The organism is Sphingopyxis terrae subsp. terrae NBRC 15098, from assembly GCF_001610975.1.
GTDB lineage: Bacteria > Pseudomonadota > Alphaproteobacteria > Sphingomonadales > Sphingomonadaceae > Sphingopyxis > Sphingopyxis terrae_A.
Window position 1 is genome coordinate 1,068,364 of sequence record NZ_CP013342.1, and the last position, 19,978, is coordinate 1,088,341.

Consider the following 19,978-nt stretch of genomic DNA (forward strand, 5'->3'; position numbering starts at 1 on the left):
AAGGGAGACGAGAATGGCCGAGTTTGAACTGATCGCCGATGGATTGCGCTTTCCCGAGGCGCCGGTGGTGATGGACGACGGCAGCGTCATCGTGACCGAGATCGAGGCCGGCCGCATCACGCGCTGCTGGCCCGGCGGCCGCAAGGTGGTGGTCGCGGCGCCCGGCGGCGGCCCCAACGGTCTGGCGATCGGTCCCGACGGCAAGCTTTACTGCTGCAACAACGGCGGCTTCGAATATACCGAATCGAACGGCTATCTGGCGCCGCACGGCATCGCGAAGGATTATTCGGGCGGCCGCATCGAACGCATCGACATCGAAACGGGCGCGGTCGAAATCCTCTACAAATCGGGCGACAACGGCGTCGTGCTGCGCGGCCCCAACGACATCATGTTCGACAGCCACGGGGGCTTCTGGTTCACCGATCATGGCAAGGTCGATTATGAAAAGCGCTGCCACGACATCGTTGGCATCTTCTATGCCAAGGCCGACGGCAGTTTTATCGAGGAAGTGATCTTTCCGTCGAATAATCCGAACGGCGTGGGCCTCTCACCCGACGGCAAGGCGCTCTACGCCGCCGAGACCTACACCTGCCGCCTGATGAAGTTCAACATCACCGCGCCCGGCAAGGTCGCCCCCGACGCCGGTCCCGGCGGCCCCGGCATCCCGCTCTATCGCCCCGCCGGCTATAAATTCTTCGACAGCCTGGCGATGGAGGCGAGCGGCAATATCTGCGTCGCGACCATCGGCGAATGCGGGATCAGCGTCGTGTCGCCGTCGGGAGAGTTGGTGGAGTTCGTCGCGACCGACGATATTTTCACCACCAACATCGCCTTTGGCGGCGCCGACATGCAGGATGCCTATATCACCTTGTCGGGCACCGGGCGGCTGGTAAAGACGCGCTGGAACCGGCCGGGACTGACGCTGCAATATTGATCGGCCGCCGGTCGGAAAAGGGGAAGATATGCGCCGCGATACTCACCGCGAAACCCACGCCGTCGCGCGGATCGGATGGCTGCGCGCCGCAATCCTGGGCGCCAACGACGGCATCGTCTCGACCGCGAGCCTGATCGCGGGGGTCGCGGCGGCGGGCGCGGCGCAACCCTCCATCCTCCTCACCGGCACCGCCGGGCTGGTCGCTGGCGCGATGTCGATGGCGGCGGGCGAATATGTCTCGGTCAGTTCGCAGGGCGACGCCGAAAAGGCCGACATTGCAAAGGAACGGCACGAACTCGCCACCGACCCTGAATTCGAGCTGGAGGAGCTGACCCAAATCTATCAGGAGCGCGGGCTCGACCGTCCGCTCGCCGAACAGGTCGCCGCGCAGCTTACCGCGCATAATGCGCTCGACAGCCATTTGCGCGACGAACTGGGGCTGACCCACCATATGAAGGCGCGTCCGGTGCAGGCCGCCGTCGCATCGGCCGCCAGCTTCACTGCGGGCGCGGCGTTGCCTCTGCTGGTGGTTTTCCTCGATACGGGATCGTCGCTGCCATGGACGGTGTCCGGCGCGTCGCTCGTTTTCCTCGCAATCCTCGGCGCGCTCGGCGCGTGGGCGGGCAATGCGCCGATGCTGCGCCCCGTGCTGCGCGTTACCTTCTGGGGCGCCTTCGCCATGGCGCTGACCATCGCGATCGGATCGCTGTTCGAGGCGCCGCTGGGCTGACGGGAGAGAGAAGCATGAACGATACGGCCTGGACCATCGACATCGATCGCGACACGATTTCGAAGGCGGCACTTGCACGGGCAGATCATGCGCCGCTGCGCGCCGGCGAGGTTCGTGTGCGCGTCGACAGCTATGCGATGACGGCGAACAACATAACCTACGCCGTCTTCGGCAAGCCTGCGGGACTGTTCGGCAACGACCAGGGTTATTGGGACTTTTTCGCCGAGCGTGATGCGCCCGCCCGCCTGCCTGTCTGGGGGTTCGCCACCGTGATCGAGAGCGCCGCCGAGGGCATCGCGCCCGGCGATCGCTTTTACGGCTATTATCCGATGGCAAGTCATGCGGTGCTCAGCGCGGGCAAGATCGGCGCCAGCGGCTTCACCGACATCACGCCGCGGCGCACCACCCTGCCCCCCATTTACAATCAATATCAGCGGATCGAGGCTTTGCCCGACTATCGCGCCGATCATCATGATTATTGGCCGATCTTCCGTCCGCTCTTCCTCACCGGCTGGCTGATCGCCGACCAGTTCGAGGATGAAGGCGATTATGGCGCCGACCAGATCCTGATTGCCAGCGCGTCGAGCAAGACCGCGATCGGCCTCGGCTTCGCGCTCGCCCAGCGTGCGGGGCCCCGCCCCGTCAGCATCGGACTGACGAGCAAGGCCAATGTCGCGGCGCTGGCCGCGCAGGGCATCTACGACCGTGTGATCGCCTATGACGATATCGCTATGCTCGACGCTGCGGTGCCGTCGGCCTTTGTCGACATGGCGGGCAATGGCGCGGTCACCCGCGCGGTCCACGGACATTTCGGCGATGCGCTGAAGGTATCGATCATCGTCGGCAAATCGCACTGGGATGCCGAGGCCGACGCTGCGGCCTTGGCCGGCCCCGAACGGCAGGGCTTCTTCGCCCCCGGCCGCAGCCAGAAGCGCGTCGGCGACTGGGGCGCCGCGGGCTTCGGGCAGCGGATCGCCGAGGCATGGCTGGGCTTCATGGCGGTTGCGCCGCGCATCGCGCGCATCGACCGGCGCGAAGGTAGCGCCGCGGCGCTCGATGCCTATCGCGAAATGCTGTCGGGACGCGCCGATCCCGCGGCGGGGATATTGGTCATCCCCTGACGCAGCGCCCCCCCCCTGCGTCCCCCTCCCGGTCAGAGCTTGACCGCGGCGTTGCCGCCTTCGGCCCACAGCGCCGATCCCGAAACGAAGCTCGCCATATCGCTCGCCAGAAACAGCGCCGCCTGCGCGATCTCTTCGGGCTCGGCGATGCGCTTCATTGCGTGCAGGCTGGCGGCCCATGCCTTCGACTCGGCATCGCCCGCCATCGCCGTATCGGTCCCGCCCGGGATCAGCGCATTGGCGCGAATGCCCGCCGCGCCATAATCGGCGGTGATCCCGCGCACGAGCCCGAGCAGCCCCGCCTTGGCAGCGCCGTAACAGGCCATGCCCGGCAGGCCGACGCTGTTGCCGACAAAGCTTGAGGTAAAGATCAGGGCGCCCTTGCCGCGCGCCAGCATCGACGGAATCTGCGCGCGGGCGCCCAGAAAGGCGGCGGTCAGATTGGCCGCGATCACCGCGTCCCAATTGCCCGGCGCCTGATCGGCGAGCGGGGCGAGCGCGCCGACCGTACCCGCGTTGTTGTAGGCTATGTCGAGCCCGCCCCACGGCGCGCAGGCGGCAACCAGCGCCTCGTGCGTCGCCGCATCGGCAACGTCGCCCGCGACCGCGCGCGCCGTTCCGTTATCGGCGGCAATTTCGGCGACCACGGCATCAAGCCGCGCCCGGTCGCGTCCGCCGAGCACGAGCCGCGCGCCGTGACGCGCAAACAGCCGCGCGGCGGCGCGCCCGATTCCCGAACTGGCGCCGGTGATGATGACGGTCTTTCCTTCGAGCAGCATAAATCCTCCGGTGAATGAACAGCGCCGCCCCTTGCCGTAGCGGCAGGGGCGCGGCGTCCCGAAAGATGCGGTCAAATTCGCTTGATCTTGGACGATAGCGCGCGGCATGGCCGTCGGCATGGCTCAATATACGCATGTGATCTTCGACTTCGGCGGCGTCATCACCGCCTCGCCCTTCGAAGCCTTCAACCGGCTGGAAGCCGAACGCGGGCTACCGCGCGATTTCGTGCGCGGGGTGAATGCGCGCAACCCCAACACCAATGCCTGGGCGCTGTTCGAGCGCGCCGAGATCGACGCCGCGACCTTCGACACATTGTTCGCCGAAGAAGCGCGCGCGCTGGGCCACGACCTCGAAGGTGAAGCGGTTCTGGCGGTCCTCGCCGGCGCGGTGCGCCCGCAAATGGTTGCGGCGCTCGACACGTTGAAGGCCGGCGGTTTCACGATCGGCTGCATCACCAACAATGTGCCGTCGGGCAAAGGCGCCGGCATGGCGCGCAGCGAGGCGATGGCGGCCGAAGTCGCGGCGATCATGGCGCGCTTCGACCATGTCATCGAATCGTCGAAGGTCGGCGTGCGCAAACCCGACCCGCGCATCTATCAGATGATGTGCGCGGCGCTGGGCGTCGAACCCGCGGCGTGCATCTACCTCGATGACCTTGGCATCAACTGCAAACCCGCCGCGGGGCTTGGCATGCACGCGATCAAGGTGACGAGCGGCGAACAGGCGCTAGCCGACCTGTCCGCCGCACTGGGCGTGCCGCTACCCTGAGGGTCCAGAAGGGGACATTTGCCCGCGTCATCCCGGACTTGATCCGGGATGACGAGGGTGGATGTGGCAGGCTTCGGTCGTTCGCCGTCGTCCAGGCCTGTCTTTCCGGCCTAGTGCGCGAGCAGCAGCGGATAGCGGCCGCCCGTCACCAGATATTGCGTGGCGCCGCCGAAGATCGTCTCGCGCAGCCGGCTGCGACCGAAGGCCCCCATCACGATCAGACCGGCATCAAGCGCGCCGGCTTCCTTTTCGATCCGCTCCTCGGGGGTTTCGGCACCGCGCTCGATCGCGCGCAGTTCGGCGTGGATGCCGTGCCGTGAGAGATAGCGCGCCGCATCTTCGGCCGCGAAATCGCCCTCGTCGCCACCGATCGTGACGATCACGACCGGGCGGTCCTTCAGAAAGGGAACCGCGGCGCGCACCGCATGGGCGGCTTCGGGGCTGCCGTTCCACGCGATCAGCGCCGGCTTGTCGAAATCGAGCGCCTTGCTGTCCTGCGGCAGCGCCAGAACCGGAACCGAAGCGGTCAGCGCCAGATCGCCCGCAAGCATCGGCGGGCCGCTGCGGAAATCGCCCTTCGCCTTGGGCAGGCTGACGATCGCCAGATCGGCGAGCGTCGCGGCGCCCGACAAGGCGCTGACGATTTCACCGTCGGCCATTTCGATGTCCCACGGCACATCTTCCTTCGCCAGCCGGTCGGCAAGCCGGCTTTCGAGCGCCAGATCGTCGGCCTGCGCCTTCGCCAGCGCCTCGGCGGCGAAATAGGTGCCGCCGAACGGATCGAAGCTGACGAATTCGCGCAGCGGCGTCGCGATGAGCAGGCTGACATGGCCTTCGAAACGGCGGGCGCAATCGAGCGCGACCTGCAAACGTCCTTCGGACGCGGCATCGCTGTCGGCGTGAACCAGAATTGAGCGCATTGGGGGCCTCCTTTATCCAGTGAACATCAGAATAATGCGCCGCGCGATCCTATCGTTCATTGACCGGGGTCAAAAGCGGCGAATCTTCGCGTGCCGCGCTATCCCGCGGTCAGGCTGAGCCCCGCGGCCTGATCGAAGATGCGCGTCAGCACCGGTTCGGTATCGGACACGCGCATCGCGACGCGGAATTCGACCGGCGCGAGCGCGGGCAGCCCCGCCAGTTCGACGAGCGTGCCTGCGGCAACCTCGGCGCGCACCATCGGTTCGGGAAAGATGCCGACACCGCCGCCGGCGCGTGCGATGTCGATCATCATCCGGGCGTTGTTGCACAGGTTCAGCGATTTCTGCGCGATCCGCGATGCCGCGATCGCCTCGCGCATCCGGCCATGGATCGGCGAAGGGCTGGCGAGCGACCAGACGGGAACCTGCTGTTCGCCCGTTCCGCGCTCGAACAGCGCCGCGACCGCGGGATTGGCGAGCCAGAGCAGCGCAACCTCACCGATCGGGCTGGTCCGAAGCGCCGGATGCGCGATCGGCCCTGCCGCGAAGGCAAGGTCGGTGCGGCCGGTCAGCAGTTGCTGGATCAGATTCGCGGTCAGGTCGATCTCGATCTCGAGCGCTACATTGGGCATGTCGGCTTTCAGCGCCGCAACGAAGGGCGGCAGGCAGCTTGCGGCCGCGATCTCGCCCGCGCCGATCCGCACCACGCCGCTCGCCTCATTGAAGCCGCCGCTGCCGAGCAGCGCGAGCTGCATGTCGCGCAGCAGCGGGGTGCAGTCATTGACGAGTTTACGTCCCGCCGGGGTCAGCGACATGGTGCGCCCGTCGCGGCGGAACAGCGTCGAACCCAGGCGCTGCTCCAGCTCGCGCATCCGCGCCGACACCGCGGGCTGCGTCGTGTTGAGCCGTTCGGCAGCCGCCGAGAAGGTGCCGAGCCGGTCGATCCACAGCAAGGTTTCGAGATGATAGATGGAGATGCGATTGATCGACATCGGTTATGGATAATCGAAAAATAGAACAATTAGAATTGATGATTTATTTGCGCCAAGGTCGCCGCCGATCAGTGGGCCGATCCGCGAGCCGATCAGAGGAAGGGAGTCCCGTCATGGCGAACAAGCAATATCCCGATGCAGCATCCGCGCTCGAAGGGCTGCTCTTCGACGGCATGCAAATCTGCGCGGGCGGCTTCGGCCTGTGCGGCATTCCCGAACGGCTGATCGACGCGATCCGCGACGCCGGGACAAAGGATCTCACCATCGCCAGCAACAATGCCGGCATCGACGGCGAAGGGCTCGGCAAGCTGCTGCGTACGCGGCAGGTCAGGAAGATGATCTCCTCTTATGTCGGCGAGAACAAGGAGTTCGAGCGGCAGTATCTGGCCGGCGAGCTCGAAGTCGAATTCTGTCCGCAGGGCACGCTCGCCGAACGCTGCCGCGCGGGCGGCGCGGGCATCCCCGGCTTCTATACCAAGACCGGCGTCGGCACCGCGGTGGCCGAGGGCAAGGAGGTCAAGAATTTCGACGGGCAGGATTATATCCTCGAACGCGGCATCTTTGCCGACCTCGCGATCGTCAAGGGCTGGAAGGCCGACGAGAGCGGCAATCTGATCTTCCGCAAGACCGCGCGCAACTTCAACCAGCCGATGGCGACCGCGGCCAAGATCTGCGTCGCCGAGGTCGAGGAGATCGTCCCCGTCGGCAGCCTCGATCCCGATTGCATCCATTTGCCCGGCATCTATGTGAAGCGCCTGATCGTCGGCGCGCCCTATGACAAGAAGATCGAATTCCGCACCGTACGCCCGCGGGAAGCCGCATGATGCGCGCGCTTGCCCTGTCGGCCGGCCTGCTGCTCGCCGGCTGCGCCCAGACCGCTGCGACGACGGCGCCCGCCGCGCCCAGCGCCGAAGTGATCGCCTCGCAGGTCGGTGAAAAGCCGACGCCGACCTCGCCGCCGGCGGGACAGCAATGGCTCTATGGTTCGGCGGAGGGCGCGATTGCCTCGGCACAGGTCTATCGCACCATGGCCGATTATGTCCGCATGGCCGCGATTTCGGCGGCGCCGCGCCGCCAGGTCGTGCTCGCCGAAGGATCGACGCCTGTCGCGCCGAAGTTCGACGATTGCGGGGACAAGCCGCTCGCGGCGGTGTTCGACGCCGACGAGACGCTGATCTGGAACGTGGGCGCGATGCGCTACTTTGCCGAGCAGGGGAAGGATTTCGATCCTGCCGTCTGGGACCAGTGGGAAAAGACCGGCGCCGGCAAGGCGGTGGCGATGCCCGGCGTCATCGACGCGCTCGCGATCATGCGCGGTGCGGGGGTGACGATCATCGTCAACACCAACCGCAGCGCCGCCAATCCCAAGGGCAGCGAGGATACGCTGCGCGCCGCCGGCCTCGGCGACTTCAAGCATGGTGAGACGCTGTTCCTGATGGGCGACACGCCCGACGGCGCGAGCAAGGACGGACGCCGGGCGCTGATCGCCTCGCGCTGGTGCGTGATCGCGATGGGCGGCGACCAGCTCGGCGATTTCGCGCAGGCGTTCAACGCGCGCGGTCTGTCGGTCGCCGACCGCAGGACGATGGCGACGAGCGGACCGGTCGCGGGGCTGTGGGGCCATGGCTGGTTCCTCTTCTCCAACCCCGTCTATGGCCCGTCGATCCGCGGCGGCTTTGCCGACATCTTCCCCTCCGACAAGCAATGGGAGCCGAACTGACATGGCCTGGACGCGTGATGATATGGCGGCGCGCGCCGCGAAGGAATTACAGGACGGCTTTTACGTCAATCTGGGCATCGGCATCCCGACGCTGGTCGCCAACCACATCCCCGACGGGATGGACGTGACGCTGCAGTCGGAAAACGGCATGCTTGGCATCGGTCCTTTCCCGATCGAGGGCGAGGAAGACGCCGACCTCATCAATGCGGGGAAGCAGACGATCAGCGAACTGCCGCAGTCGGTCTATTTCAGCTCGGCGGAAAGCTTCGCGATGATCCGCGGCGGGCATATCGACCTCACTGTGCTGGGCGCGATGGAAGTCGCCGAAAATGGCGACATCGCCAACTGGATGATCCCCGGCAAGATGATCAAGGGCATGGGCGGCGCGATGGATCTGGTCGCCGGCGTCAAGAAGATCATCGTCGTAATGGAACATAATGCCAAGGACGGCAGCCCCAAATTCATCCCCGCCTGCACCCTGCCGCTGACCGGCAAGAATGTCGTCGACATGATCATCACCGACCTCGCGGTGTTCAAACGCGACGATCATGACAGCCCGTTCCGGCTGATCGAGCTCGCACCGGGGGTGACGGCGGACGAAGTCGCAGCTAAGACGACGGCCAAATATGAGGTCGCCGTCTGATCGAGAGTCCATGCTGCGTGCTTTGATGATATTGATTGCGGCCGGCGCGCTCGTTTTCGCCGGCTGGTTCGGGGTTCAGGCGCTGGGCGGCAGCCAGCCGCTGGCAAGCGTGCCGATCCCCTTCGCCGCTCCTGAAAATCTGCCCGACACGCCCGACAAATGGCGCGGGCGGATCGACTATCGCGCGCTCGACCGGCAATTGACCGATCTCGCCGCCCGCCCCGAAATGGCAGGGCTGGCGGTGGCGGTTGTCGAGGACGGCAAGCTGAGCTTCGTACGCACCTACGGCGTCGCCGACGCCGATAGCGGCGCGCCGGTGACGCCGCATACGCTGTTCCGCTGGGCGTCGGTGTCCAAGACCGCGACCGGCGCACTGGCGGCGGCGCTGAGCAAGGATGGCGCGGTGAACCTCGACCGGCCGGTCGCAAGCTGGCACAGTTCGCTGCGCCTCCCCGGCGGCGCCGAATCGCATGTGACGCTGGCCGAACTGCTCGCCCAGCGCACCGGCCTCACCAAAAATGCCTATGACGAAAAGCTGGAGGAAGGGCAGAGCCCGGCGCTCCTGCGCACCAGCCTCGCCGGCGCGCCGCTGCAATGCGAGCCCGGCACCTGCCACACCTATCAGAATGTCGCCTTCGACACGGCGAGCGAGATTCTGGGCGCCGCGGCGCACAAATCCTTCGGCGATGCCGTCGAGGACCGCTTTTTCCTGCCGCTCGGAATGGTCAGCGCCGGCTATGGCGCAGAGCGGCTAACGGGCGCGAAGGATTGGGCACGGCCGCACCGCGGGCGCCACGTCCAGCCGGTCAAGGAAGCCTATTGGCGCGTCCCCGCCGCCGCCGGCGTCGAAAGCGATATCGTCGATTTCGCGACCTGGATGCAGGCGATGATGGGTAATCGCCCCGACGTTCTGCCGAACGATGTGCTGCAAATCGCCCACCAGCCGCGCGTCGGCACAGCGCGGCTCTATGGCGGCGCGTTGCGGCAGGCGATCGGCGATGCCTCCTATGGCCTCGGCTGGCGTAACTTCACCTATGCTGGGCTCCACCTCCAGGGCCATTCGGGCGCGGTGTCGGGTTATCGCGCCACGATGATCTTCGAACCCGCGACGCGCACCGGCGTCGTCGCGCTGTGGAACAGCGACTGGGGCTTCCCCTTCCGCATCCCATTTGCCGCACTCGACAGCTACCACAAGCGCGCCGATGCGGCCTGGCTCGACCTCAGCGAACTGCCCAAGGTCAAGCGCGCGCCCGTCGCGACCGCCCCCAGCGCCGACGACAGCAATGGGTGAGGAGCCACCACGCATGTATGTGCTGATCACCGCCAACCGCAATTATTCGAGCTGGTCGCTGCGCCCGTGGATGCTGATGAAAGGGCTCGGCATCGGCTTCGAGGATCGCGTCGAGCCTTTCGCCAAACCCGTCAATTACGACGCCTTCCGCAGCTTTTCGCCGACTGGTCAGGTTCCGGCGCTGCTCCACGAGGGGCGCACCGTCTACGACTCGCTCGGCATTACGCTTTATCTCGCCGACCGGCACGATGGCGTCTGGCCCGACGATCCCGACGCACGCGCCTGGGCGCAATGCGCGGTGGCGGAAATGCACAGCGGCTTTGCCGCGCTTCGCAACGATTGCACGATGAACGTCGGCGTCCGCGTGACGCCCAAGCCGATGTCGGACGCCCTCACCGCCAATGTCGCGCGCATCCGCGAGCTGTTCGAGGAAGGTTTGACGAAGTTCGGCGGCCCATGGCTCGCCGGCGCCGACTTCTCGGCCGCCGACGCCTTTTTCGCACCGGTCGCCTTTCGCATCCGCACTTACGGCCTCGACGTCGGCGCGGGACAGGCGTGGGTCGACCATATGCTGGCGCACCCCGCCATGCGCGAATGGGAGCGGCAGGCGCTCGCCGAAGAGTGGCGCGAAGAAAGCCACGAAGCCGAGCTGGCAGCAGCCGGGGTAATTACGGCGGATTACCGGACCGCCTGAGCCCTCCTCCTTCGTCATTGCGACCCCGGCGAAAGCCGGGGGAAGCAATCTCCAGCGATCGGAATTTAACGCCGCCAGCCGGAAGTTGCTTGGTCGCTTCGCTCCTCGCAATGACGAGGTTCAGTCCGCCAGCGCCTCGCGCACCACGGCGACGCCTGCTTCACGCTGCGCCTTCAATTCGGCCTTCAGCCTGGCCGGGTCGCGCGCGAAGACGAAGCCGAAGCTGACCCCGCCTTCCTTGCCGATCGTCGCATGGTGCAGCTTGTGCGCCTGCACCAGCCGCTTGGCATAGCCGCGCCGCGGTACCCAGCGGAAATAGCGCTGATGGACCAGCCCGTCATGCACCAGCGTATAGATGATGCCATAGCAAAGGATACCGAGGCCGATCCACGTTCCTGGTTCCCACGCCGCCGCACCGAAGATCATCGGGCTACCGATCGCGAACATCGAAATGCTCATCGCGGCCCCGACGATGGCGAACAGGTCGTTCTTCTCCAGCCGACGCCCGTGCGGTTCGTGATGGTCGCGGTGCCAACCCCAGCCGAAGCCGTGCATGATATATTTGTGGCTTGCCCAGGCGACGCCCTCCATCGCGATGACGGTGGCAAGGACAAGGGCGATGATGGCGAGCGTCGACATGGGGGAGAGTATAGGCCGGTTAAGGCAGCCGCGCCATCATCTCCTCACTCCCCGCTATGGGTATCGGCGACCGAAAATTGCGTTTTTGATCGCCACTCGCTTGCAAAGTTGTGTGGGCAGCGTAAGTGAACCCGCATGACTCGGCCCCGCACGCTTTATGAGAAAATCTGGGACGCGCACGTCGTCGAACAGCGCCCCGACGGTACCTGCCTGATCTTCATCGACCGCCACCTCGTCCATGAAGTCACCAGTCCGCAAGCCTTCGCCGGGCTTCGCGCGAGCGGCCGTACGGTGCGCCGTCCCGACCTGACGCTGGCGGTTCCCGATCATAATCTGCCGACGACGGCGCGGCGCGATGCGGCAGGCAATCGGCTGCCGATCGCCGACCCCGAAAGCGCGGCGCAATTGGCGGCGCTCGAAAAGAACGCACCCGAATATGGCATCCGCTACATCGACGCGGTGGCGCCCGAGCAGGGTATCGTCCATGTCGTCGGCCCCGAACAGGGCTTCTCCCTGCCCGGCACGACGATCGTCTGCGGCGACAGCCACACCGCCTGTCACGGCGGCATCGGCGCGCTCGCCTTCGGCATCGGAACGAGCGAGGTCGAGCATGTGCTGGCGACGCAGACATTGCTGCTCCAGCCCGCAAAGACGATGGAAGTGCGCGTCGAGGGTGATGTCGGGCCCGGCGTCAGCGCGAAGGACATCATCCTTCACATCACCGGCGTGATCGGCGCTGCTGGCGGCACCGGCCACGTCATCGAATATACCGGCAGCGCGATTCGCGGCCTCAGCATCGAGGGCCGTCTGACTGTGAGTAACATGGCAATCGAGGGCGGCGCCCGCGCTGGCCTGATCGCACCCGACGATGTCACCTTCGCTTATCTGAAGGGCCGCCCCTACGCGCCGAAGGGGGCCGACTGGGAGGCTGCGGTCGCCTATTGGCGCAGCCTCGCGACCGATCCGGGCGCCAGCTATGACAAGACCGTCGTCATTGACGCTGCCGACATTGCACCGAGCGTTACCTGGGGAACCAGCCCCGAGGACGTGGTGCCGATCACCGGCATCGTTCCCGATCCTGCCAGCTTTGCCGACCCGTCGAAACAGGCCGCCGCCGCCAAATCGCTTGCCTATATGGGCCTCGAACCCGGCACGCGGATGCAGGACGTCGCGATCGAGAACATCTTCATCGGCAGTTGCACCAACAGCCGGATCGAGGACATGCGCGCTGCCGCTGCGGTCATCAAGGGCCGCAAAAAGGCCGACAATGTCCGCTGGGCGATCGTCGTTCCGGGATCGGGCCTGGTAAAGGCGCAGGCCGAAGCCGAAGGGCTCGACCGCATCTTCATCGACGCAGGGCTCGAATGGCGCGAGCCGGGCTGTTCGGCGTGCCTTGCGATGAACCCCGACAAAGTGCCCGCAGGCGAACGCTGCGCATCGACTAGCAACCGCAATTTCGTCGGCCGTCAGGGTCCGGGCAGCCGCACGCATCTTGTGAGCCCCGCCATGGCGGCGGCGGCGGCGGTGACCGGCAAGCTCACCGACGTGCGGGAGTTGATGGCATGACCCCACTGGAAAAGGTCGAAGGCCGCGCGATTCCGCTCGGGCTCAAGAATGTCGATACCGACGTCATCATTCCCGCGCACTGGCTCAAGACCACGAGCCGCGAAGGCATGGGCCGCGGCGCGTTCGAAAGCCTGCGCGCCGATCCCGACAATCTGTTCGACCGCCCCGAGAACAAGGGCGCTCCGATCCTGATCGCGGGCGACAATTTCGGCTGCGGGTCGAGCCGCGAACATGCCGCCTGGGCGCTCGGCGACCTTGGCATCCGCGTCGTCATCGCGCCCAGCTATTCCGACATCTTCTCGGGCAATGCGGTCAAGAACGGCATCTTGCCCGTGGTGCTGCCGCAGGCGGCGGTCGACCGGCTGATCGAGGTCGCGGCAACCGATCCGATTCACGTCGACCTCGACACGCAGACGGTGACGACGCCCTTTCAGGATCGCTTCACCTTCGAAATCGACCCGTTCCGCAAGATGTGCCTGCTCGGCGGTCTCGACGAGATCTCGCTCACCGAAAAGAGCGGCGGGGCGATCGACGCTTATGAGGCAAAACTGGCGGCCGAGCGGCCCTGGCTGCAGCCCGCGCTCACCGAATAACCAACGAAACAGGAAAAGGAGACGATGATGAAGGCTCTTCTGTCGACCGCGACCGGCGGCCCCGAAACGCTCGAACTGGGCGAGGTTGCGCGCCCCACCCCCGGCAAAGGGCAGATGGTCGTCGATGTGAAGGCCTGCGCGGTCAACTTCCCCGACGTGCTCATCATCGAGGATAAATATCAGTTCAAGCCGCAGCGCCCCTTCGCCCCGGGCGGCGAGGTCGCGGGCATCGTGGCCGAGGTCGGCGAAGGCGTGACCGATTTCAAGGTCGGCGACCGGGTGATTGCGGCGTGCGGCAACGGCGGCATGGCCGAGGCGGCGCTGGTCAATGCCGCCAATAGCTATCCGCTGCCCGAAGGGCGCGACTTTGCCGAAGGCGCGGCGCTCCTGATGACCTATGGCACCAGCATTCATGCGCTGGTCGATCGCGGCCATATCGAGGAAGGCGATACGCTGCTCGTCCTTGGCGCCTCGGGCGGAGTCGGCATTGCCGCGGTCGAACTGGGCAAGGCATTCGGCGCGCGCGTCGTCGCCGGCGTATCGAGCGAGGCAAAGGCCGACATCGCACGTCAGGCCGGCGCCGACGAAGTCGTCGTCTATGGCTATCAGCCGTTCGACAAGGAGGCCTCGAAGGCGCTCGCCAACACGTTCAAGGCGGCGGTCGGCGGCGACGGCGCCAATGTGATCTACGATGCGGTCGGCGGCGATTATTGCGAACCGGCGCTGCGCTCGATCGCATGGGAAGGACGCTACCTCGTTGTCGGCTTCCCCGCGGGCATTCCGCGCCTGCCGCTCAACCTGACCCTGCTCAAGAGCTGTGACGTCGCCGGTGTTTTCTGGGGGGCCTTCGCCGCCCGCGAGCCGCAGCGCAACCGCGCCAATATCGCGCGCCTGTTCCAGCTTTGGGAACAGGGCAAGATCAGCCCGCGCGTCACCGAACGCTTCGCGCTGGCCGATGGCGGCAAGGCGATCGCCAAGCTGGGCGACCGCAGCGCGGTCGGCAAGCTGGTCGTGACGATCTGAAATATCGCCCCGATCCCGCGCTGACCGAGGCGCTCGTCGCACTGGCGCGGCCGACCGGCCGGATCGAGGTGCGCGTGACGCCCGGCGCGGGGCGCGACGAGGTACGGATCGATGCCGGCGCCGTTTTGCTGCGCGTCACCGCCCCGCCCGCCGACGGCGCCGCCAACGAGGCGGTGCTGCGCCTGCTCGCGGCCGCGCTCGGCCGGCCACGCCGCGATCTGACGCTGCTGCGCGGCGCAACGGCGCGGATAAAACTGGTCGCGGTCGCGCTCGACTGATCGCAAAGCAAGGCCCCGCTTAACCATTTATCAGGGGCTCCCCCCTATCGTTCAATGCAGGACTATTGGGATTCAGGGATCAACGATGGCGGACCCCCGTTCGGCCAGTGATGGGCAGGCGATGAGCCTTGCGAATATTTCGCGGACTCGCCGTGCGCAGTTGATTGCCGAGTTCGAGGGCGAACTCGGCATCGATCACAAGGCGCGCGCGCGCGCCGCCTATGAAGAAAAGCGCTGGCGCATCATCAAGACGATCATCGTGTGGACGATCGCGCTGATGTTCTTCGCGGTTGCCTGCTACAAATTGTGGCTGATGGGCCTGCAGGTCGACAGGCCCTTTTCCGACCTCAATCCGATCGACAATATCCTGGGCAAATAGGCCGAGCGGCCGATCCGGGCACCCGAAGGCGCCCGGTCACAAACGCTTCCTCAGTAAACGCGCGCCTTCGGCTTGATATATTCGGCATCGTCGGTCAGCGTATATTCGTGGACCGGGCGGTAATCGAGCGTCACCTTGCCGTCCTTGCCGCCCCAGCCGTCGAACCAGCTGATCGTGTGCTTCATCCAGTTCGCATCGTCGCGGTTCGGGAAATCCTCGTGCGCGTGGGCGCCGCGGCTTTCCTTGCGGTTGAACGCCGAATGCATCGTCACCGTCGCCTGCGCGATCAGATTGTCGAGCTCGAGCGTTTCGACGAGGTCGGTGTTCCAGATCAGGCTGCGGTCGGCGACATGGACGTCGTTCATGCGCTCATAGGTCTTGGCAAGCTTGTCCTTGCCCTCGGCCATCAGCTCGTCGGTGCGGAAAACCGCCGCGTGCTGAGACATCGCGCGCTGCATCTCCGTGCGGATTTCGGCGGTCGGCGAATCGCCGCTCGCATTGCGGAAATGGTCAAGGCGGCCAAGCGCGAGGTCGGCGCTGTCCTTGGGCAGCGCAGGCTGCGCGGCGCCGGGCGCGACGATTTCCTTGAGCCGGTGCCCCGTCGCGCGTCCGAAAACGACCAGGTCGATCAGGCTGTTCGAGCCAAGGCGGTTCGCGCCATGGACCGACACGCACGCCGCCTCGCCGACCGCGAACAGACCGGGGACGACCGCATCGGGGTTGCCGTCCTTCAGCGTCACGACTTCGCCATGATAGTTACAGGGAATGCCGCCCATATTGTAATGGACCGTCGGCACGACCGGCAGCGGCTGGCGCGTCAGGTCGACGCCCGCGAAAATCTTGCCGCTTTCGGTGATGCCCGGCAGACGCTCCGCCAGCACCGCGGGATCGATATGATCGAGGTGCAGGAAGATATGGTCCTTGTGCGGACCGACGCCGCGGCCTTCGCGGATTTCGAGCGCCATCGAACGCGACACGACGTCGCGCGACGCCAGATCCTTCGCCGAGGGGGCATAGCGTTCCATGAAGCGCTCGCCCTCGGAGTTGGTGAGATAGCCGCCCTCGCCGCGCGCGCCCTCGGTGATGAGGACGCCCGCACCGTAAATGCCGGTCGGGTGGAACTGGACGAACTCCATGTCCTGGAGCGGCAGGCCCGCGCGCAGCACCATCCCGCCGCCGTCGCCGGTGCAGGTATGCGCCGAGGTGGCGGTGAAATAGCAGCGGCCATAGCCGCCGGTCGCGAGCACGACCGCCTGGCTGCGGAAGCGGTGGATGCTGCCGTCTTCCATGCACAGCGCGATCACGCCGCGGCACACGCCGTCTTCCATGATCAGGTCGAGCGCGAAATATTCGATGAAGAAGTCCGCGTCATACTTCAGGCTCTGCTGATAGAGCGCGTGGAGCATCGCGTGACCGGTGCGGTCGGCGGCGGCGCAGGTGCGCTGCACCGGCGGGCCTTCACCCATATTCTGCATATGGCCGCCGAACGGGCGCTGATAGATGGTGCCATTGGCGTTGCGCGAAAAGGGCACGCCGGCATGTTCGAGTTCGTAGACCGCGGCGGGCGCCTCGCGCACCATATATTCGATCGCGTCCTGGTCGCCCAGCCAGTCGGAACCCTTGACGGTGTCGTACATATGCCACTGCCAATGGTCGGGGCTGTTGTTGCCGAGGCTGGCGGCAATGCCGCCCTGCGCCGCAACGGTATGACTGCGCGTCGGGAACACCTTGGTGATGCAGGCGGTGCGCAGGCCGGCCTCGGCGCTGCCCATCGTGGCGCGCAGGCCCGAACCGCCGGCGCCGACGACGACGGTATCATAGGTGTGGTCGATGATCTTGTAGGCTTCGGTCATATCACATGCCCCCCGGGCCGAGCGCGGCGGGCGCCAGCGCGATGCGCACGATCGCGAAAATGCCATAGGCCGCGCCGCCGAACGCATAGAAATTCAACAGGACGATCGACAGCAGACGCGTCGCTTCGCCGTGGACATAATCCTCGATCAGCACCTGCAGCCCGAGGCGCAGGTGCCAGAAGACGCTGACCACGAGCAGGATCAGCGCAAAGGCGACCATCGGCTTCGACGCCCACTGCATCAGCGCGGCATGGTCGCCGAGCGGCAAGCGGAGCAGCGAGACGACGAACCAGGTGACGAGCAGCACATTGCCGAGCGCGGTCAGCCGCTGCTGCAGCCAGTGGCCGGTACCGTGGTGCGAAGCGCCAAGTCCGCGAACCCGGCCGAGAGGCGTTCCGTTACCCATTGAGCGCCTCCTTGGCGATATAGAGCCAGGTCGCGGCGGTCGCGAGGATCGCGCCCACGATCACGACGGTCGACCAGAGCTTGTTGGCCTTGAGTTCATAACCCGCGCCGGTATCGAGGACGAAGTGGCGCAGCCCCGAAAACAGATGCTGGAAAAAGGCCCAGGTCAGACCGACGAGCACGATCTTGCCCAGAATATTGGTGACCTGATGCACGCCGCCGCCCGCAGGGTCGTGCCAGACGCAGGCGACGAAGGCCGCATAGGCCTCGGGGCCCGCCGCGATCGCGCCGAGCCAGCCGAGAAACATCAGCGCACCGACGATGGCCAGCCCGTCACCGCTGACGCGGTGAAAGATCGAGACCGCCATGTGCGGCCCCCATTTATACACCTGGAGGTGCGGCGAGAGCGGACGCCCGCTCGGTTCTTTGCCAGCCATATCAGCCCCATTCCGTGACTCTAGTCGGTCGATGGGCGCCGGTTTAGCGCCGCGCGCACGATATGCAATTGCTTAGGGGGCGATGGAGGCAAGAAATCGCAGGCAGCCGGCCCCGCGATCGAAGGATCGTCCGGGGCCGACGCGCCTTATTTGATCTTGTCGCGGTTCGCGTAGAGCAGCGCCGCAAGCACTGCGGCCGAACCGACGCCGATCCCCGCCGCCGTCTTCCAGCCGATCTTGCGGGCGCCTTTCGCCGCCTCCCGGTCGGCCGCCTCGGTCGCCTCGGCGGCTTCCTTCTGGGCCTGCTGCTCGCGCGCGGCGCGCAGCACTTCATTTTCTTCTTCGTCCTGCGGGGGAGGCGGCACTTGCTCGGTCATCGTCTCTCTTGATCCTATGGTCTGGCGTCAGGCGAGTGCCTGCTCGACAGGCACATAGTCCGTTCCCACCGCTTCGGCTACGGCTTCGAACGTCACCTTACCATTCCATACGTTCAGGCCCTGCGAAAGATGCATGTCGCGGCGCAGCGCTTCTTTCCAGCCGAGGTCGGCGATGCGCAGCGCGTGCGGCAGGGTGACATTGTTGAGCGCATAGGTGCTCGTGCGCGCGACGGCGCCGGGCATGTTGGCGACCGCATAATGGACGATGCCGTCGACGACATAGGTCGGATCGGCGTGCGTCGTCGCATGGCTCGTCTCGAAACAGCCGCCCTGGTCGATCGCGACGTCGACGAGGACCGATCCGGGGCGCATCGTCTTCAGCATGTCGCGCGTGACGAGCTTCGGCGCTTCGGCGCCGGGGATCAGCACCGCGCCGATGACCAGATCGGCCTCGGCGACGCATTCGGCAAGGTTCGCGCGGTTCGAAAAGCGGGTCTTCGCGCGCGCTTCGAAAAAGGTGCCGACGCGTTCGAGCACTTCGGGATCGCGATCGAGGATCGTGACGTCGGCGCCCAGCCCCGCCGCCATCTGCGCCGCGTTGAAGCCGACGACGCCGCCGCCGATCACGCAGATTTTGCCCGGCGCCACGCCCGGCACGCCGCCGAGCAGCACGCCGCGGCCGCCATGCGCCTTTTCAAGCGCGGTCGCGCCGGCCTGGATCGACATGCGCCCCGCGACCTGGCTCATGGGCTTCAGGAGCGGCAGGCCGCCATGCGGGCTGGTCACGGTTTCATAGGCGATGCACACCGCGCCCGATTTCATCAGATCGCGCGTCTGCTCGGGATCGGGCGCAAGGTGGAGATAGGTATAGAGAATCTGGCCTTCGCGCAGCATCGCGCGCTCGACCGCCTGCGGCTCCTTGACCTTCACGACCATTTCGCAGCTCGCGAAAATTTCTTCGGCGCTGTCGACGATCTCGGCGCCCGCCTCGACATAGAAGCGGTCGTGAGCGCCAATGCCCTCGCCCGCGCCGGTCTGGACGAGGACGCGGTGACCATGTGCCACCAGTTCGCGGGCGCTCTCGGGCGTCAGGCCGACGCGATATTCGTGATTCTTGATTTCCTTGGGGGTGCCGATGATCATGCTGTCTCTCCGATTTGCCGGAACGGACGCGCGCATTTTCGCCTATCCGAAGCCTTCGGGCAAACATAACAGCGTATCGGCGGGATTTGCTTGCAAACTATCGTTCGCATGACGATAAACACGCAATATTTTTGCGTCTTTCTGGATAGACACGCGACATGATCGATCGAATCGATGCAAAGCTGCTCAACCTGTTGCAGCGCGAGGGGCCAAAACCCGTCGCTGAACTGGGCGAACGGATCGGACTTTCGGCCTCCGCCTGCCATCGCCGCATCCGCGCGATGGAGGCGGCGGGGATCATCACCGGCTATGCCGCGCGCATCGCCCCCGACACGATCGGCCTCGGTCTCGACGTGTTCGTCGACATCAGCCTGACCTCGCAGAGCGAAGAGGCGCTCACCGCTTTCGAAAGCGCGGTCAAAAGCTTCGACGAAATCCTCGAGTGCCAATTGCTGTCAGGCGCGTCCGACTATCGGCTGCGCGTCGCCGCGCGCAATGTCGCCGATTTCGACCGGCTGCACCGCCACTGCCTGTCGCGCCTTCCCGGTGTCGCCGCGATGCACAGCGCCTTTGCCCTGCGCACCATAAAGGGCTTCGAAGGCTATCCCGTCCAACCCACCGAGCGCCGCTGAACCGAGCGAAACCGGCCGCGCTGGTTAACGGTGAATTTACCAATTTCCTTCCATATCCGG

24 protein-coding genes are annotated in these 19,978 nt (G+C 65.9%); 15 read left to right on the forward strand and 9 right to left on the reverse strand.

Going from position 1 to position 19,978, the window contains the following annotated elements:
• Positions 1–13 precede the first annotated feature (13 nt).
• Genes AOA14_RS05195 through AOA14_RS05205 form a run of 3 tightly spaced genes read left to right on the forward strand, consistent with a single transcriptional unit; the run spans position 14 to position 2,785 of the window.
• Positions 14–934, forward strand: coding sequence for an SMP-30/gluconolactonase/LRE family protein (locus tag AOA14_RS05195; RefSeq protein ID WP_062901038.1), 921 nt, complete (start codon positions 14–16; stop codon positions 932–934).
• A gap of 28 nt (positions 935–962) precedes the next feature.
• Entirely contained in the window at positions 963–1,664 is a 702-nt protein-coding gene (locus tag AOA14_RS05200; RefSeq protein WP_062901039.1) for a VIT1/CCC1 transporter family protein, read from the forward strand.
• Positions 1,665–1,678: 14 nt separating this feature from the next.
• Entirely contained in the window at positions 1,679–2,785 is a 1,107-nt protein-coding gene (locus tag AOA14_RS05205) for a DUF2855 family protein (protein WP_062901040.1), read from the forward strand.
• Positions 2,786–2,817: 32 nt separating this feature from the next.
• Here AOA14_RS05205 and AOA14_RS05210 read toward each other — a convergent pair whose 3' ends face one another.
• Positions 2,818–3,564, reverse strand: a complete 747-nt coding sequence (locus tag AOA14_RS05210) for an SDR family oxidoreductase (protein ID WP_062903019.1) — start codon at positions 3,562–3,564, stop codon at positions 2,818–2,820.
• Between the two features lie 118 nt (positions 3,565–3,682).
• Between AOA14_RS05210 and AOA14_RS05215 the strand changes: the two genes are divergently transcribed.
• Positions 3,683–4,333 carry an HAD-IA family hydrolase gene (locus AOA14_RS05215; RefSeq protein ID WP_238929731.1) on the forward strand — a complete coding sequence of 217 codons (651 nt, stop codon included), beginning with the start codon at positions 3,683–3,685 and terminating at the stop codon, positions 4,331–4,333.
• 110 nt (positions 4,334–4,443) lie between these two features.
• Here AOA14_RS05215 and AOA14_RS05220 read toward each other — a convergent pair whose 3' ends face one another.
• Together AOA14_RS05220 and AOA14_RS05225 are read right to left on the reverse strand one after the other, a co-directional pair.
• Positions 4,444–5,253: a universal stress protein gene (locus tag AOA14_RS05220; RefSeq protein WP_062901042.1), complete on the reverse strand. Its 810-nt coding sequence runs from the start codon at positions 5,251–5,253 to the stop codon at positions 4,444–4,446.
• Between the two features lie 98 nt (positions 5,254–5,351).
• On the reverse strand, positions 5,352–6,245 hold the full coding sequence (locus AOA14_RS05225) for a LysR family transcriptional regulator (RefSeq protein ID WP_062901043.1): 894 nt from the start codon (positions 6,243–6,245) through the stop codon (positions 5,352–5,354).
• A 113-nt stretch (positions 6,246–6,358) separates the two neighbouring features.
• Between AOA14_RS05225 and AOA14_RS05230 the strand changes: the two genes are divergently transcribed.
• Genes AOA14_RS05230 through AOA14_RS05250 form a run of 5 tightly spaced genes read left to right on the forward strand, consistent with a single transcriptional unit; the run spans position 6,359 to position 10,593 of the window.
• The gene (locus AOA14_RS05230) at positions 6,359–7,069 is read left to right on the forward strand and encodes a CoA transferase subunit A (RefSeq protein WP_062901044.1); all 711 of its coding nucleotides are present in this window, start codon (positions 6,359–6,361) and stop codon (positions 7,067–7,069) included.
• A complete protein-coding gene (locus tag AOA14_RS05235; protein WP_062901045.1) occupies positions 7,066–7,965 on the forward strand; it encodes an HAD family acid phosphatase in 900 nt (299 codons plus the stop codon). Before AOA14_RS05230 ends, AOA14_RS05235 begins: the two co-directional genes overlap by 4 nt.
• A 1-nt stretch (position 7,966) precedes the next feature.
• The gene (locus tag AOA14_RS05240) at positions 7,967–8,608 is read left to right on the forward strand and encodes a CoA transferase subunit B (protein ID WP_003042921.1); all 642 of its coding nucleotides are present in this window, start codon (positions 7,967–7,969) and stop codon (positions 8,606–8,608) included.
• Positions 8,609–8,618: 10 nt separating this feature from the next.
• On the forward strand, positions 8,619–9,899 hold the full coding sequence (locus AOA14_RS05245) for a serine hydrolase domain-containing protein (RefSeq protein WP_062901046.1): 1,281 nt from the start codon (positions 8,619–8,621) through the stop codon (positions 9,897–9,899).
• Between the two features lie 13 nt (positions 9,900–9,912).
• Positions 9,913–10,593: a glutathione S-transferase family protein gene (locus tag AOA14_RS05250; protein WP_062901047.1), complete on the forward strand. Its 681-nt coding sequence runs from the start codon at positions 9,913–9,915 to the stop codon at positions 10,591–10,593.
• A 120-nt stretch (positions 10,594–10,713) separates the two neighbouring features.
• Here AOA14_RS05250 and AOA14_RS05255 read toward each other — a convergent pair whose 3' ends face one another.
• On the reverse strand, positions 10,714–11,232 hold the full coding sequence (locus tag AOA14_RS05255; RefSeq protein WP_062901048.1) for a sterol desaturase family protein: 519 nt from the start codon (positions 11,230–11,232) through the stop codon (positions 10,714–10,716).
• Between the two features lie 135 nt (positions 11,233–11,367).
• Here AOA14_RS05255 and leuC point away from each other — a divergent pair, with 135 nt between their 5' ends.
• The 5 genes from leuC (at position 11,368) to AOA14_RS05280 (ending at position 15,071) form a co-directional block, all read left to right on the forward strand.
• The gene (gene leuC, locus AOA14_RS05260) at positions 11,368–12,798 is read left to right on the forward strand and encodes a 3-isopropylmalate dehydratase large subunit (protein ID WP_062901049.1); all 1,431 of its coding nucleotides are present in this window, start codon (positions 11,368–11,370) and stop codon (positions 12,796–12,798) included.
• Complete coding sequence (leuD, locus tag AOA14_RS05265) at positions 12,795–13,391, forward strand: 3-isopropylmalate dehydratase small subunit (RefSeq protein WP_003042939.1); 597 nt, start codon at positions 12,795–12,797, stop codon at positions 13,389–13,391. Before leuC ends, leuD begins: the two co-directional genes overlap by 4 nt.
• Positions 13,392–13,418: 27 nt before the next feature.
• Positions 13,419–14,414, forward strand: a complete 996-nt coding sequence (locus AOA14_RS05270; protein WP_062903020.1) for an NADPH:quinone oxidoreductase family protein — start codon at positions 13,419–13,421, stop codon at positions 14,412–14,414.
• 68 nt (positions 14,415–14,482) lie between these two features.
• Positions 14,483–14,692 carry a DUF167 domain-containing protein gene (locus AOA14_RS05275; protein WP_320248640.1) on the forward strand — a complete coding sequence of 70 codons (210 nt, stop codon included), beginning with the start codon at positions 14,483–14,485 and terminating at the stop codon, positions 14,690–14,692.
• An 85-nt stretch (positions 14,693–14,777) separates the two neighbouring features.
• A complete protein-coding gene (locus tag AOA14_RS05280; protein ID WP_234181134.1) occupies positions 14,778–15,071 on the forward strand; it encodes a hypothetical protein in 294 nt (97 codons plus the stop codon).
• A 50-nt stretch (positions 15,072–15,121) separates the two neighbouring features.
• On the opposite strand, the gene sdhA is transcribed toward AOA14_RS05280, so the two are convergent.
• From sdhA to ald, 5 genes are all read right to left on the reverse strand, one after another.
• Positions 15,122–16,924 (reverse strand): succinate dehydrogenase flavoprotein subunit, encoded by a 1,803-nt coding sequence (gene sdhA / locus AOA14_RS05285; protein ID WP_062901050.1) that lies wholly within the window; start codon positions 16,922–16,924, stop codon positions 15,122–15,124.
• 1 nt (position 16,925) lies between these two features.
• Positions 16,926–17,330, reverse strand: coding sequence for a succinate dehydrogenase, hydrophobic membrane anchor protein (sdhD, locus tag AOA14_RS05290; protein ID WP_003042951.1), 405 nt, complete (start codon positions 17,328–17,330; stop codon positions 16,926–16,928).
• Positions 17,323–17,766 carry a succinate dehydrogenase, cytochrome b556 subunit gene (gene sdhC / locus AOA14_RS05295; protein ID WP_062901051.1) on the reverse strand — a complete coding sequence of 148 codons (444 nt, stop codon included), beginning with the start codon at positions 17,764–17,766 and terminating at the stop codon, positions 17,323–17,325. Before sdhC ends, sdhD begins: the two co-directional genes overlap by 8 nt.
• Positions 17,767–17,912: 146 nt before the next feature.
• Positions 17,913–18,143 carry a hypothetical protein gene (locus tag AOA14_RS05300; RefSeq protein ID WP_062901052.1) on the reverse strand — a complete coding sequence of 77 codons (231 nt, stop codon included), beginning with the start codon at positions 18,141–18,143 and terminating at the stop codon, positions 17,913–17,915.
• Positions 18,144–18,170: 27 nt separating this feature from the next.
• Positions 18,171–19,286: an alanine dehydrogenase gene (gene ald, locus AOA14_RS05305; RefSeq protein WP_062901053.1), complete on the reverse strand. Its 1,116-nt coding sequence runs from the start codon at positions 19,284–19,286 to the stop codon at positions 18,171–18,173.
• Between the two features lie 158 nt (positions 19,287–19,444).
• On the opposite strand from ald, the gene AOA14_RS05310 reads away from it, so the two are divergent.
• A complete protein-coding gene (locus tag AOA14_RS05310; RefSeq protein WP_202988398.1) occupies positions 19,445–19,918 on the forward strand; it encodes an Lrp/AsnC family transcriptional regulator in 474 nt (157 codons plus the stop codon).
• Positions 19,919–19,978 lie beyond the last annotated feature (60 nt).

What these genes read in the sequence shown, in the direction of transcription:
- AOA14_RS05195 (WP_062901038.1), top strand. Translation starts at nt 14, where the DNA reads ATGGCCGAGTTTGAACTGATCGCCGATGGATTGCGCTTTCCCGAGGCG.
- AOA14_RS05200 (WP_062901039.1), top strand. Translation starts at nt 963, where the DNA reads ATGCGCCGCGATACTCACCGCGAAACCCACGCCGTCGCGCGGATCGGA.
- AOA14_RS05205 (WP_062901040.1), top strand. Translation starts at nt 1,679, where the DNA reads ATGAACGATACGGCCTGGACCATCGACATCGATCGCGACACGATTTCG.
- AOA14_RS05210 (WP_062903019.1), bottom strand. Translation starts at nt 3,564, where the DNA reads ATGCTGCTCGAAGGAAAGACCGTCATCATCACCGGCGCCAGTTCGGGA.
- AOA14_RS05215 (WP_238929731.1), top strand. Translation starts at nt 3,683, where the DNA reads ATGGCTCAATATACGCATGTGATCTTCGACTTCGGCGGCGTCATCACC.
- AOA14_RS05220 (WP_062901042.1), bottom strand. Translation starts at nt 5,253, where the DNA reads ATGCGCTCAATTCTGGTTCACGCCGACAGCGATGCCGCGTCCGAAGGA.
- AOA14_RS05225 (WP_062901043.1), bottom strand. Translation starts at nt 6,245, where the DNA reads ATGTCGATCAATCGCATCTCCATCTATCATCTCGAAACCTTGCTGTGG.
- AOA14_RS05230 (WP_062901044.1), top strand. Translation starts at nt 6,359, where the DNA reads ATGGCGAACAAGCAATATCCCGATGCAGCATCCGCGCTCGAAGGGCTG.
- AOA14_RS05235 (WP_062901045.1), top strand. Translation starts at nt 7,066, where the DNA reads ATGATGCGCGCGCTTGCCCTGTCGGCCGGCCTGCTGCTCGCCGGCTGC.
- AOA14_RS05240 (WP_003042921.1), top strand. Translation starts at nt 7,967, where the DNA reads ATGGCCTGGACGCGTGATGATATGGCGGCGCGCGCCGCGAAGGAATTA.
- AOA14_RS05245 (WP_062901046.1), top strand. Translation starts at nt 8,619, where the DNA reads ATGCTGCGTGCTTTGATGATATTGATTGCGGCCGGCGCGCTCGTTTTC.
- AOA14_RS05250 (WP_062901047.1), top strand. Translation starts at nt 9,913, where the DNA reads ATGTATGTGCTGATCACCGCCAACCGCAATTATTCGAGCTGGTCGCTG.
- AOA14_RS05255 (WP_062901048.1), bottom strand. Translation starts at nt 11,232, where the DNA reads ATGTCGACGCTCGCCATCATCGCCCTTGTCCTTGCCACCGTCATCGCG.
- leuC (WP_062901049.1), top strand. Translation starts at nt 11,368, where the DNA reads ATGACTCGGCCCCGCACGCTTTATGAGAAAATCTGGGACGCGCACGTC.
- leuD (WP_003042939.1), top strand. Translation starts at nt 12,795, where the DNA reads ATGACCCCACTGGAAAAGGTCGAAGGCCGCGCGATTCCGCTCGGGCTC.
- AOA14_RS05270 (WP_062903020.1), top strand. Translation starts at nt 13,419, where the DNA reads ATGAAGGCTCTTCTGTCGACCGCGACCGGCGGCCCCGAAACGCTCGAA.
- AOA14_RS05280 (WP_234181134.1), top strand. Translation starts at nt 14,778, where the DNA reads ATGGCGGACCCCCGTTCGGCCAGTGATGGGCAGGCGATGAGCCTTGCG.
- sdhA (WP_062901050.1), bottom strand. Translation starts at nt 16,924, where the DNA reads ATGACCGAAGCCTACAAGATCATCGACCACACCTATGATACCGTCGTC.
- sdhD (WP_003042951.1), bottom strand. Translation starts at nt 17,330, where the DNA reads ATGGGTAACGGAACGCCTCTCGGCCGGGTTCGCGGACTTGGCGCTTCG.
- sdhC (WP_062901051.1), bottom strand. Translation starts at nt 17,766, where the DNA reads ATGGCTGGCAAAGAACCGAGCGGGCGTCCGCTCTCGCCGCACCTCCAG.
- AOA14_RS05300 (WP_062901052.1), bottom strand. Translation starts at nt 18,143, where the DNA reads ATGACCGAGCAAGTGCCGCCTCCCCCGCAGGACGAAGAAGAAAATGAA.
- ald (WP_062901053.1), bottom strand. Translation starts at nt 19,286, where the DNA reads ATGATCATCGGCACCCCCAAGGAAATCAAGAATCACGAATATCGCGTC.
- AOA14_RS05310 (WP_202988398.1), top strand. Translation starts at nt 19,445, where the DNA reads ATGATCGATCGAATCGATGCAAAGCTGCTCAACCTGTTGCAGCGCGAG.